Origin of the sequence: Pseudomonas sp. OV546, from assembly GCF_900116845.1 — a bacterium.
In the GTDB taxonomy this organism is placed as follows: Bacteria; Pseudomonadota; Gammaproteobacteria; order Pseudomonadales; family Pseudomonadaceae; genus Aquipseudomonas; species Aquipseudomonas petroselini.
In genome coordinates, this window is record NZ_FPCE01000002.1 from 283,189 (window position 1) to 295,193 (window position 12,005).

The following is a 12,005-nucleotide window of genomic DNA, read 5'->3' on the forward strand; positions in this document are numbered from 1 at the left end:
CTACTCAGTGATCGAATACGGCAAGTGCCGCCGGGGTCTTGCTCGGGAGGATCTGGGCGGGTGGCGGTACATCGTTGCCGGCATCGAGCCCCCCGCCCAAGGCCGTGACCAGTTCAGCGTGGGCGCTCAAGCGAGCGGCCTGTACCTGTTGCTCCACCTGCTGCTGGCGGAACAGCAAGGTCTGGGCGTTCAGCACATTGAGGTAATCCGTGAGGCCGCGCTGGTAGGCGATCATCGCGATGTCGTAGGTCTTTTGCGCCGAGGCCACCGACTGCGCGGCGAAGACAGATTGCTTGTCCATCGATTCGCGGCGGATCAACTGATCGCTGATGCCCTTGAGGGCATTGACCAGGGTCTGGTTGTACCGGCCGACGGCGATGTCATAACCGGCGCTGGCTTCGCCCAGCTCCGCACGCAGGCGGCCACCGTCGAAGATCGGCAAGGTGATCGCCGGACCGACGTTATAGTTGAATTTCTTGCCCGCCAGGAACGCCAGCATACCGCCGCCGGTGGCCATGTAGCCGAGGCTGCCGACCAGGTCGACGTTGGGGTAGAAACCGGCGTGGACGACATCGATGCCACGGGCCTGGGCCGCGACTTGCCAGCGGCTGGCGACCACATCCGGGCGTTGGCCGAGCAATTGCGCGGGCAGGCTCGACGGCAATTTCAACGGTGCGGCCAACGACAGCGTAGGACGTTGCAATTGCGCCCCCGCCCCCGGACCTTTGCCCGCCAACGCTGCCAGTTGGTTACGGCTCAGGGCGATTTCTTCGTCCAGGGCGTCCAGTTGACGATGGGTTTCCGGCAGCGGCGTTTCGGCCTGGCTGACGTCAAAATGGGTGCCCAGCCCGGCGTTCAGGCGCTTATGGGCCAGGTCGAGGATCTGCTGTTGCTGCGCCAGCGTAGCCGCGACGATATCGCGGTTGGCGTAGTGCAACGACAGCTGGATATAGGCGCGGACCACGTTGTTCTGCAATTCGAGCTGGGCCTGGCGCGCTTCGGCGGCGCTCATGTGCGCCAGGTCGACGGCACGTTCGGTGGCATTGCTTTCACGACCCCACAGGTCGAGGGCATAGCTCAGGCCCAGGGAAGCATTGTTGTCCCAGGTGTTGGCACCGCTCAGTTCGCCGGGGCCATAGAACTGATCCTTGGGCCAGTTGTGGCGCTTGAGGGTGGTGTCGCTGTTGATCTGCAACGACTCGGCCGACTCGGCGATCCCGGCCATGGCCCGCGCCTCCCGCACCCGAGCGGTGGCCATGGCCATGCTTGGGCTGTGTTGGGTCGCGAGGTCGACCCAGCGGTTCAATTGCGGGTCGCCGTAGGCTTGCCACCAGTGCGCGGCGGGCCAGTGGGCGTCCTGGGCGGCGCTCTGGATCGCTTCGTCGGTGGCCAGTGTGCTGGCGTTGAGGGACTGGCCTTGGGGGGCGATTCCTCCGGTTCCGATGCAGCCGCTGATTGCTAACGATAAAGCCCAGACACTGAGAGCCTTCAACTCTCTGTTGATGCGACGCGGCACTGCTGCGAATTCCTGAGGTGGTGGTGCGGGGAGAGGTGGCGCAATTCTAGGGGGCGACATGGGGAACGATAAGCTGGCATTCCTGTGAATCTTTGTTACCGTTCAGGCGATAATCCGTTGGTAGGGATCACTGGACGGCGTAACTTTCTGTCACAATTTGCTATCTCCCCTGAGAACACTCCATGGACACTTTGCAAAACATGCGCGCCTTCAGTTGCGTGGCCGAGGCAGGCAGCTTCACCGCCGCCGCCGTGCAACTGGATACCACCACTGCCAACGTCTCGCGCGCGGTCTCCAACCTTGAGGCCCATCTGCAAACCCGCTTGTTGAACCGAACGACACGACGCATCGCGCTGACCGAAGCCGGCAAACGCTATTTGCTGCGCTGTGAGCAGATCCTCGCCTACGTCGAGGAAGCCGAGGCGGAGGCCAGCGATGCCCATGCACGCCCTGCCGGGCAGCTGAAAGTGCACACCATGACCGGTATCGGCCAGCATTTCGTCATCGACGCCATCGCCCGCTATCGCCGCACCCACCCGGACGTCACCTTCGACCTGACCCTGGCCAACCGTGTGCCGGACTTGCTCGATGAGGGCTACGACGTGTCCATCGTGCTGGCCAGCGAACTGCCGGACTCGGGCTTCGTGTCCCAGCGCCTGGGCATCACCTACAGCATTGCCTGTGCCTCGCCGGACTACGTCAAGGCCAAAGGCTGCGCCCATCGCCCCAATGACTTGCTCAACCACGCCTGCCTGCGCCTGGTCAGCCCAGTGATCCAGCTCGACAAGTGGACCTTCAACGGCCCCGAAGGCCAGGAAAGCGTGGCGATCAACACCTCGCCCTTCCTGGTGAACTCGGCCGATGCGATGAAAACCGCGATCACCAGCGGCATGGGCATCGGCCTGCTGCCGGTGTACGCCGCGATCGAAGGCCTGCGCAACGGCACCCTGGTGCGGGTGATGCCCAACTACCGCTCCCAGGAGTTGAACCTGTACGCCATCTACCCGTCGCGCCAGTACCTGGATGCGAAGATCAAGACGTGGGTGGAATACCTGCGTGGCTCGCTGCCGGAGATCCTGGCGGCGCACCAGGCGGAGCTGGTGGCGTATGAGTTGAGCGGCAGCCTCAGCGGCGCGCGCCTGGCGAACTGAGTGCTACCAGACGAGTCAGGTCAACGGTGGGAGGGGGCTTGCTCCCGATAGCAATAGGTCAGTCACCCAATGAATTGACTGATCCACCGCTATCGGGAGCAAGCCCCCTCCCACATTTGTCCCCTGCCCACTTTAGGCCTGAGGCGTCCTGACAATTGTCGGCAGGAATGTTAGCGTGCTTGGCATTCTTCCGTAGTCGATGAGCCCGCCTGCAATGAAAAAGACTGTCCTCGCTTTCAGCCGCGTCACCCCGGAAATGATCGAACGCCTGCAACAGGATTTCGAGGTGATCGCGCCCAATCCCAAGCTGGGCGACATCAACGCGCAATTCAATGAAGCCCTGCCCCACGCGCACGGCCTGATCGGCGTGGGTCGCAAGCTGGGCCGCGAGCAGTTGCAAGGCGCGAGCAAGCTGGAAGTGGTGTCCAGCGTGTCGGTGGGCTACGACAACTATGACGTGGCGTACTTCAACGAACGCGGGATCATGCTCACCAACACCCCCGACGTCCTCACCGAGAGCACCGCCGACCTGGCCTTTGCCCTGCTGATGAGCAGCGCACGCCGTGTGGCCGAGCTGGACGCCTGGACCAAAGCCGGCCAGTGGAAAGCCAGCGTCGGCGCGCCGTTGTTCGGTTGCGATGTGCATGGCAAGACGCTGGGCATCGTCGGCATGGGCAACATCGGTGCGGCCGTGGCCCGGCGTGGACGGTTGGGTTTCAATATGCCGATCCTCTACAGCGGTAACAGCCGCAAGCCGGCACTGGAGCAGGAACTGGGCGCGCAATTGCGTAGCCTGGATGAACTGCTGGCCGAGGCGGATTTCGTCTGCCTGGTGGTGCCGTTGAGCGACAAGACCCGTCACCTGATCAGCACCCGCGAGCTGGGGCTGATGAAGTCCAGCGCGATCCTGATCAACATTTCTCGTGGCCCGGTGGTCGACGAACCGGCGCTGATCGACGCCCTGCAAAGCCAGCGCATCCGTGGCGCGGGGCTGGATGTGTATGAACAGGAGCCGCTGGCCGAGTCACCGCTGTTCCAGCTGAGCAACGCCGTGACCCTGCCGCACATCGGCTCGGCCACCCACGAAACCCGTGAAGCCATGGCCAACCGCGCCCTCGACAACCTGCGCAGCGCGCTGCTGGGCCAGCGTCCGCAGGACCTGGTAAACCCGCAGGTGTGGAAGGGCTGACCCATACCCCTTTTGGAATGGGGCTTGTGTGGGAGCCGGCTTGCCTGCGATAGCATCACCCCGGTGCAACTGAAAGACCGAGGTGCCTGCATCGCAGGCAAGCCAGCTCCCACACACACCCATCCCGACACAAAATCCGGTTAAAGCCTGGCCTCCCCAAGTCGATAACCCTCTATAGATCGTCATCCCTGATCCACAGAAGGTTTTTATGTCCACCACCAAAGCCCGCGCAGACTCACTCTCGCTTCTGCTCTTTACCTTGCGCAGTGGCAAGCTGATGGCGATCAACCTGCTGAAAGTCAGCGAAATCATCCCATGCCCGCCGCTGACCAAGCTGCCGGAGTCCCACCCGCACGTCAAAGGCATCGCCACCCTGCGCGGTAACTCGCTGGCGGTGATCGACCTGAGCCGCGCCTTGGGGGAAATGCCGCTGGCAGACCCGGACGGCGGCTGCCTGATCGTCACCGATGTGAGCCGCTCCAAGCAGGGTTTGCATGTGCAGGCGGTGAGCAAGATCGTGCATTGCCTGACCACCGACATCCGCCCGCCGCCCTATGGCTCCGGCGGTAACCGCGCGTTTATTACCGGGGTCACCCAGGTAGAAGGCGGCCTGGTGCAGGTGCTGGATATCGAAAAAGTCATCCACGGCATCGCGCCGGCACCGATTGAAGCGGCGCCGACCGACCTGACCATGGAAGAGGCCGAAGTGCTCGGCAACGCGCGCATCCTGGTGGTGGACGACAGCCAGGTCGCCCTGCAACAGTCCGTGCACACCCTGCGCAACCTCGGCCTCACCTGCCACACCGCGCGCAGCGCCAAGGAAGCCATCGACGTGCTGCTGGAACTGCAAGGCACCGCCGAGCAGATCAACGTGGTGGTGTCGGACATCGAGATGTCGGAAATGGACGGCTACGCCCTCACCCGCACCTTGCGCGAAACCCCCGACTTCCAGCACCTTTATGTGTTGCTGCACACCTCCTTGGACAGCGCGATGAACAGCGAAAAGGCACGACTGGCGGGTGCGGACTCGGTACTGACCAAATTCTCGTCGCCTGAGCTGACCAAGTGCCTGGTGATCGCCGCCCAGACCGTGGCACAGAAAGGCCTGTAACCGGTGACCGAGTATTACCAGCTGTTGCGCCGCGACCTCACCGGCAGCCTGCCCGCCCCCCAGTGGCCGGCCGGTACGCAGTTGGATCATTACCGCGACGACCTGGCCCCGGCGATTCATGCTGTGTTGCGCCTCGCTCAGGACCAGGGCGGCGGTCGTGTGCCCAACCTGGAAACCTGGCAGCAGCGGTTCACCACCGATGCCGAGTTCGACCCCACACTGTGCCTGGTAGCGAGCAACGACGAAGGCGTTCTCGCCGTGGCGCAGTGCTGGACCAGCGCCTTTATCAAGCACCTCTGCGTTCACCCCTGCGCCCAGGGCCAGGGATTGGGCCGCGCGTTGCTGCTGCACAGCTTCCAGGCGTTCAAGCAGCGCGGCGAGCCCTATGTGGACCTTAAGGTGCGGGAGAGCAACCTGCGTGCCCGGCAGTTGTATGAAAGCGCGGGCATGCGATTTGTCCTGCGCGATGCAGTGCCCGAGGGCTGACAGGCACTGGCGTATAACTTGCTTCCAGAGAGCTGAAACGGTGAACAGAGGTAAAAACCCGTCACTGTTCCTGCGTGCCCTCTGACCTAGCCTGGTGACAGATCCGCCATGAATACTCGATTTTCCTGCGTCGGTTGCGGCAAATGCTGCACCGACCATCACGTGCCCCTGACCCTCGACGAGGCCCGCCAGTGGGCGGCGGACGGCGGCAATGTCATCGTTCTGGCGGAGGGTTTCCTGGGCAATGGCCTGGGCCTGCCCGAGCAGCAACGCGAACATGCCGAACGCCGCTCAGTGGTCGTGCCCAGTGGCACTACCGAAGCGTTTGTGGCAATCACCTTTGCCGCCTACAACGCCGGACGCTGCCGGAATCTTGACGAAGACAACCTGTGCCGCATCTATGAGCGTCGGCCGTTGGTGTGCCGCATCTACCCGATGGAGATCAACCCGCATATCCCGCTGAACCCCGCCGCCAAGGATTGCCCGCCGGAATCCTGGGAGCAGGGCCCGGCGCTGATCGTCGGCGGTGAGTTGATGGACCAGGAATTGGCGCAGTTGATCCAACGCTCACGCCAGGCCGACCGCGATGACGTGCAGACCAAAGAGGCGGTGTGCGCCCTGCTGGGCATTCGCACCACGGCGCTCAAGGGTGATGGGTTTACCGCTTACCTGCCGGACATGGGCCTGTTTGCCCAGGCGATTGAGCTGGCGCTGGCTCAACCGTCCGTGGCCAATGAGTGGGTGTTCCATGTATCGGGGATGGACATTGCCGAACAGGTGCTGGATGCCGGGGCGCAGATTGCGACCGAGGTGCCTGCCAACTATGCGTTTATCCCTCTGCGGGCGGCGTAGGGCTGACTGGCCGCTTCGCGAGCACATCGAGCCATCACGGCACCTCCAGACGATAAGGCGCAAGGATCCGCTGGTACTCACCATTGTGTTTAAGCTGTTCGAGGGCGCGGTTAAGTTCGGCACGCAACGCCGTATCGGTGGTGCGCAGCCCGATTGCCACGCCGTGGCCCAGCAACTCGGCGGAAACGGCGGGGCCGAGGAAGTCGAAATCCTGGCCCGCCGGGGTGTCGAGCAACGCGTCGCGGATTTCCACGGTGCCCTGCAGGGTCGCATCGATGTCGCCTGCCACCAGGCTGCGGACCAGTTCGTCGTTGAGCCAGAAGCGCTTGATGATCACGCCCTTGGGCGCCCATTGCGACCGGGCAAAGGCTTCGCGATTACTCCCCAGCAATACGCCGACGCGCTTGCCCTTGAGCGACGCTGGCGTCGGCATCAGCCCGGAGGATCGGCGCGCGACCAGGCGCGTGGTGAAGGGATAGAGGTTATCGGTGAAGCTCACCCAGCGCTGACGCTGAGGCGTGGGGGCAATGCCGATGATTGCATCGAATTGCAGGGCATCAAGGTCTTTGAAGTTTTCGACCAGCACCTGGTCGACCCAGGTACAGCGCACATTCAGTTGCTGGCAAAGGGCGTTGCCCAGCTCGATATTCAGACCGACCAACTGCCCTTGCGGGTTGCGGCTCTGGAAGGGGGGAAAGTGCGCGGCAACGGCAAAGCGGATTTCGCGCCGAGGTTGATCAATGCCAGCAACGGCATCGACCGCGAGCAACAGGACAAGCGCTACACAGAGGTGTATCGGGGCCACAGGAAACGTCCTTTTCCGGAAAGAGCGCCCTTGACTCCGCCCCGGTAAAAAATCGGAGCAGAGCGCAAGCTGTGCAAGCTTTCAAGAAACGATCGCAGGCCCACAAGCAGAAATATCAACGGACGCTGTAGGCAACATCCTGCAAATATTACAGCTGATTATTCTTAACGTTTACCCATGGAACGGCGAGTTCCCGGTGGCGCCATGCCCGGGCTCTTGGTATGGCCGTTCTTGGCGCCGTTCTTGTACCAGGGCTGGGCGGCATTTTTGGCCCCGGCCAGTTCACCCGGCTTGAAGGGAAACTTGAACGCCGGGATCTCGGTTTTTTCAACGCCGTCGGCGCTGGCCGGATCGACGAGGTCGGTCGCTTCAACAGGGGGTTGTGTCGGGGAAGTCATGAAAGCTCCGGAGCGTGCAAAAAATGACGCGGGACCGGCTTGCGGGCCTCGCTGGCGCGCAGTATACCTGCCCGCCTTGGATCTTTAACCACCGCCTGTACGAATGGTCGACCTTTACTGACAGCGCTGTCAGTTAGCAGTCACTTTGCTGACCGGGTTGACGGGCTATAAAGGCTCCACTTTCCTCCAATCCTTTGCCCTGGCGCCTCACCCCATGCAAATTCAACGAAAAACCGCCCTGATCGTGGGTGTCCTCGTGGTGTTGGCGATTGCAGCCTGGGCATTGACCCGCCCGGCCAAGAGCAAACTGGCGGCGCCCACTGCGATTCCGGTGCGGGTGGTGAGCGTGGCGCAGCAGGATGTTCCGCGTTTTGTCAGTGGGATCGGCACCGTGTTGTCCTTGCACAGCGTGGTCATACGCCCGCAAGTGGACGGTATTCTCACCCAATTGCTGGTCAAGGAAGGCCAACGGGTCAAGGCCGGCGACCTGCTGGCGAGCATCGATGACCGTTCGATCCGTGCCAGCCTCGACCAGGCCAAGGCGCAACTGGGCGAGAGCCAGGCCCAGTTGCAGGTGGCGCTGGTCAACCTCAAGCGCTACAAGGCGTTGAGCGTCGACGATGGCGTGTCCAAGCAGACCTATGACCAGCAACAAGCCCTGGTCAACCAGCTCAAGGCCACCGTCCAAGGCAACCAGGCCGCGATCGATTCGGCTCAAGTGCAACTGTCCTACACCCAGATTCGCTCGCCGGTCAGCGGTCGCGTGGGTATTCGCACCGTGGACGAAGGTAACTTCCTGCGCACCAGCGATACCCAGGGCCTGTTCTCGGTCACCCAGATCGACCCGATTGCCGTCGAATTCTCCCTGCCGCAGCAGATGCTGCCCACCCTGCAAGGCCTGATCGCGGCGCCCACAAAGGCCAGCGTCGATGCCTATATGGGCGCCGACACCGACGGCCAGACCGGCGACCTGCTCGGCGAAGGCCACTTGAGCCTGATCGACAACCAGATCAGTTCCACCACCGGCACCCTGCGTGCCAAGGCTGAATTCAGCAACGCCTCGCAACGCCTGTGGCCGGGGCAATTGGTGACCATCAAGATTCAGACCGCCCTCGACAAAAACGCGCTGGTGGTGCCGTCGACGGTGGTGCAACGCGGCCTGGATTCGCACTTTGTGTACCGGGTCAACGGTGACAAGGTCGACGTGGTGCCGGTGCAGGTCACCTACCAAGACAGCGACGTGAACATCATTAAGGGTGTGCAGGCCGGCGATGTGCTGGTCAGTGACGGCCAGTCGCGGCTCAAGGCCGGGGCCCAGGTGGAGGTGCTCAAGGAGCCGCCGCAGGTGATCCAGACCGTCGACGCCAAGGTGCAGCCATGAGCGGCAGCCGCTCGCCGTCGGCCTGGTGCGTCGACCACCCGGTCGCCACCCTGCTGCTGACCTTCGCCCTGGTGCTGCTCGGGATGATTGCCTTCCCGCGCCTGGCCATCGCCCCACTGCCGGAAGCGGAATTTCCGACGATCCAGGTCAGCGCCACCCTGCCCGGCGCCAGCCCGGACACCATGGCCTCATCCGTGGCCACGCCGTTGGAGGTGCAATTCAGCGCCATCCCCGGCATGACCCAGATGACCTCCAGCAGCGCCTTGGGCTCCAGCCTCCTGACCCTGCAATTTACCCTCAACAAGAGCATCGACACCGCCGCGCAAGAAGTGCAGGCGGCGATCAATACTGCGTCCGGCAAGCTGCCCAGCGATATGCCGAGCCTGCCGACCTGGAAGAAGGTCAACCCGGCGGACAGCCCGGTGCTGATCCTCAGCGTCAGTTCCGACAGCATGCCCAGTACCGAGCTGAGCGACTACGTGGAAACCCTGCTGGCCCGGCAGATCAGCCAGATCGACGGCGTCGGCCAGATCAACATCACCGGCCAACAACGCCCGGCGATCCGCGTACAGGCCTCCCCCGACAAACTGGCTGCCATCGGCTTGACCCTGGCCGATATCCGCCTGGCCATCCAGCAATCGAGCCTCAACCTGGCCAAGGGCGCGATCTACGGCGAAAACAGCGTGTCGACCCTGTCGACCAACGACCAGTTGTTCCTCCCCGAGGATTACGCGCAGTTAATTGTGTCCTACAAGGATGGCGCGCCGGTTCAACTGCGCGATATCGCCAAGGTCATCAACGGTTCGGAAAACGCCTATGTGCAGGCTTGGTCCGGCGACACGCCGGGGGTCAACCTGGTGATTTCGCGCCAGCCCGGCGCGAATATCGTCGAGACCGTGGACCGTATTCAAGCCGAGCTGCCGCGCCTGCAAGGCATGCTGCCGGCCTCGGTGCAGGTCAGCGTGTTGACCGACCGCACCAAGACCATTCGCGCATCGCTGCATGAAGTCGAAGTGACCCTGCTGATCGCGATCCTGCTGGTGGTGGCGGTGATGGCGCTGTTCCTGCGCCAGTTGTCGGCGACGCTGATTGTGTCCAGCGTGCTCGGTGTGTCACTGGTGGCCAGCTTTGCCCTGATGTACCTGATGGGTTTCAGCCTGAACAACCTGACCCTGGTGGCGATCGTGATCTCCGTAGGGTTTGTGGTGGACGATGCGATCGTTGTGGTGGAGAACATTCACCGTCACTTGGAAGCCGGGCTGGGCCAACGCGAAGCGGCGATCAAGGGCGCCGGCGAGATTGGTTTTACCGTGGTGTCCATCAGCTTCTCGCTGGTGGCGGCGTTTATCCCGCTGCTGTTCATGGGGGGAGTGGTCGGGCGGTTGTTCAAGGAATTTGCGCTGACCGCCACCTCGACCATCCTGATTTCGGTGGTGGTCTCGCTGACGCTGGCACCGACATTGGCCGCGCTGTTCATGCGTGCGCCGACCCACCCCGCCCATGACAAACCCGGCTTCAGCGAGCGCCTGCTGGCCGGTTACGCGCGCAACCTGCGCCGTGCCCTGGCCCATCAACGCAGCATGGCGGCGATCTTCCTGGTGACCCTGGCCCTGGCCGTGGTTGGCTACGTGTTCATCCCCAAGGGTTTCTTCCCGGTGCAAGACACCGGTTTTGTGCTCGGCACCAGCGAAGCGGCGGCCGATGTGTCGTACCCCGACATGGTCGCCAAGCACAAGGCGCTGGCCGAGATCGTCAAGGACGACCCGGCGGTGCAAGCGTTTTCTCACTCGGTAGGCGTGACCGGCAGCAACCAGACCATCGCCAACGGCCGCTTCTGGATCGCGCTGAAGGATCGCGGTGATCGCGATGTGTCCGCCAGCCAGTTTATCGACCGCATCCGGCCGAAACTGGCCAAGGTGCCGGGCATCGTGCTGTACCTGCGCGCCGGCCAGGACATCAACTTGAGTTCGGGCCCCAGCCGCGCCCAGTACCAATACGTGCTCAAGAGCAATGACGGCCCGACGCTGAACACCTGGACCCAGCGCCTCACCGAAAAACTGCGCGCCAACCCGGCGTTTCGTGACCTGTCCAACGACCTGCAACTGGGCGGCAGCATCACCCACATCAGCATCGACCGTCAGGCCGCCGCACGTTTCGGCCTGACCGCCACCGATGTCGACCAGGCGCTGTACGACGCCTTCGGCCAACGGCAGATCAACGAATTCCAGACCGAGATCAACCAGTACCAGGTGGTGCTGGAACTGGACACTCAACAACGCGGCAAAGCCGAAAGCCTGAATTACTTCTACCTGCGTTCGCCGCTGACCAACGAGATGGTGCCGCTGTCGGCACTGGCCAAGGTCGATCCACCGACGGTAGGGCCCTTGTCCATCAGCCATGACGGCATGTTCCCGGCGGCCAACCTGTCGTTCAACCTGGCGCCCGGCGTGGCGCTGGGCGATGCGGTGATCATGCTCAACCAGGCCAAGAACGAAATCGGCATGCCCACCACCATCATCGGCAACTTCCAAGGCGCGGCCCAGGCGTTCCAGAGTTCGTTGGCCAGCCAGCCGTGGCTGATCCTGGCGGCGCTGGTGGCGGTCTACATCATCCTCGGTGTGCTGTATGAGAGTTTTGTGCACCCGCTGACGATCATCTCCACCTTGCCATCTGCTGGGTTGGGCGCACTGATCATGCTGTCGCTGATGGGCCAGGACTTTTCAATCATGGCGCTGATCGGCCTGGTGCTGCTGATCGGGATCGTCAAGAAGAACGGCATCCTGATGATCGACTTTGCCCTGGATGCCCAGCGCGTCAGGGGCCTGTCGCCGGAGGATGCGATCTATGAAGCCTGCGTCACGCGGTTCCGGCCGATCATCATGACCACCCTCGCCGCCCTGCTCGGCGCCGTGCCGCTGATGCTCGGCGCCGGCCCCGGCGCGGAAATGCGCCAGCCGCTGGGTATCGCGGTCGTCGGCGGACTGCTGGTGAGCCAGGCGCTGACGCTGTTCACTACGCCGGTCATATACTTGTACCTGGAGAAGTTTTTCCACCGGCCCACACCGACGCCTGCGTTGGCAACCACAGATTGAGGCCCGGCCCTGGAGCAAAAAGGC

At 63.0% G+C, this 12,005-nt stretch carries 10 protein-coding genes; 7 read left to right on the forward strand and 3 right to left on the reverse strand.

Annotated features, from left to right (window positions below):
- Positions 1-4: 4 nt before the first annotated feature.
- Positions 5-1,516, reverse strand: a complete 1,512-nt coding sequence (locus BM403_RS06480; RefSeq protein ID WP_093542137.1) for an efflux transporter outer membrane subunit — start codon at positions 1,514-1,516, stop codon at positions 5-7.
- Positions 1,517-1,698: 182 nt separating this feature from the next.
- On the opposite strand from BM403_RS06480, the gene BM403_RS06485 reads away from it, so the two are divergent.
- The 5 genes from BM403_RS06485 to BM403_RS06505 all read left to right on the forward strand — a co-directional run bounded on the left by BM403_RS06485 (position 1,699) and on the right by BM403_RS06505 (position 6,305).
- Positions 1,699-2,667, forward strand: coding sequence for a LysR family transcriptional regulator (locus tag BM403_RS06485; RefSeq protein WP_058422937.1), 969 nt, complete (start codon positions 1,699-1,701; stop codon positions 2,665-2,667).
- Between the two features lie 214 nt (positions 2,668-2,881).
- Positions 2,882-3,856, forward strand: coding sequence for a 2-hydroxyacid dehydrogenase (locus BM403_RS06490; protein ID WP_012722314.1), 975 nt, complete (start codon positions 2,882-2,884; stop codon positions 3,854-3,856).
- Between the two features lie 208 nt (positions 3,857-4,064).
- The gene (locus tag BM403_RS06495; protein WP_012722313.1) at positions 4,065-4,967 is read left to right on the forward strand and encodes a chemotaxis protein CheV; all 903 of its coding nucleotides are present in this window, start codon (positions 4,065-4,067) and stop codon (positions 4,965-4,967) included.
- Positions 4,968-4,970: 3 nt separating this feature from the next.
- Positions 4,971-5,453 carry a GNAT family N-acetyltransferase gene (locus BM403_RS06500; protein WP_012722312.1) on the forward strand — a complete coding sequence of 161 codons (483 nt, stop codon included), beginning with the start codon at positions 4,971-4,973 and terminating at the stop codon, positions 5,451-5,453.
- 108 nt (positions 5,454-5,561) lie between these two features.
- Positions 5,562-6,305, forward strand: coding sequence for a YkgJ family cysteine cluster protein (locus BM403_RS06505; RefSeq protein WP_012722311.1), 744 nt, complete (start codon positions 5,562-5,564; stop codon positions 6,303-6,305).
- A 34-nt stretch (positions 6,306-6,339) separates the two neighbouring features.
- On the opposite strand, the gene BM403_RS06510 is transcribed toward BM403_RS06505, so the two are convergent.
- Together BM403_RS06510 and BM403_RS06515 are read right to left on the reverse strand one after the other, a co-directional pair.
- Complete coding sequence (locus tag BM403_RS06510; RefSeq protein WP_046034344.1) at positions 6,340-7,110, reverse strand: ABC transporter substrate-binding protein; 771 nt, start codon at positions 7,108-7,110, stop codon at positions 6,340-6,342.
- A gap of 164 nt (positions 7,111-7,274) precedes the next feature.
- A complete protein-coding gene (locus tag BM403_RS06515) occupies positions 7,275-7,508 on the reverse strand; it encodes a hypothetical protein (protein WP_012722309.1) in 234 nt (77 codons plus the stop codon).
- A 214-nt stretch (positions 7,509-7,722) separates the two neighbouring features.
- On the opposite strand from BM403_RS06515, the gene BM403_RS06520 reads away from it, so the two are divergent.
- Together BM403_RS06520 and BM403_RS06525 are read left to right on the forward strand one after the other, a co-directional pair.
- Positions 7,723-8,889, forward strand: a complete 1,167-nt coding sequence (locus tag BM403_RS06520; protein WP_046034343.1) for an efflux RND transporter periplasmic adaptor subunit — start codon at positions 7,723-7,725, stop codon at positions 8,887-8,889.
- Positions 8,886-11,981, forward strand: coding sequence for a multidrug efflux RND transporter permease subunit (locus BM403_RS06525; protein ID WP_093542140.1), 3,096 nt, complete (start codon positions 8,886-8,888; stop codon positions 11,979-11,981). Before BM403_RS06520 ends, BM403_RS06525 begins: the two co-directional genes overlap by 4 nt.
- Positions 11,982-12,005 lie beyond the last annotated feature (24 nt).

Excerpts from the sequence above, each read along its gene's own strand:
- BM403_RS06485 (WP_058422937.1), top strand. The coding sequence starts at position 1,699 with ATGGACACTTTGCAAAACATGCGCGCCTTCAGTTGCGTGGCCGAGGCA.
- BM403_RS06490 (WP_012722314.1), top strand. The coding sequence starts at position 2,882 with ATGAAAAAGACTGTCCTCGCTTTCAGCCGCGTCACCCCGGAAATGATC.
- BM403_RS06495 (WP_012722313.1), top strand. The coding sequence starts at position 4,065 with ATGTCCACCACCAAAGCCCGCGCAGACTCACTCTCGCTTCTGCTCTTT.
- BM403_RS06505 (WP_012722311.1), top strand. The coding sequence starts at position 5,562 with ATGAATACTCGATTTTCCTGCGTCGGTTGCGGCAAATGCTGCACCGAC.
- BM403_RS06515 (WP_012722309.1), bottom strand. The coding sequence starts at position 7,508 with ATGACTTCCCCGACACAACCCCCTGTTGAAGCGACCGACCTCGTCGAT.
- BM403_RS06520 (WP_046034343.1), top strand. The coding sequence starts at position 7,723 with ATGCAAATTCAACGAAAAACCGCCCTGATCGTGGGTGTCCTCGTGGTG.
- BM403_RS06525 (WP_093542140.1), top strand. The coding sequence starts at position 8,886 with ATGAGCGGCAGCCGCTCGCCGTCGGCCTGGTGCGTCGACCACCCGGTC.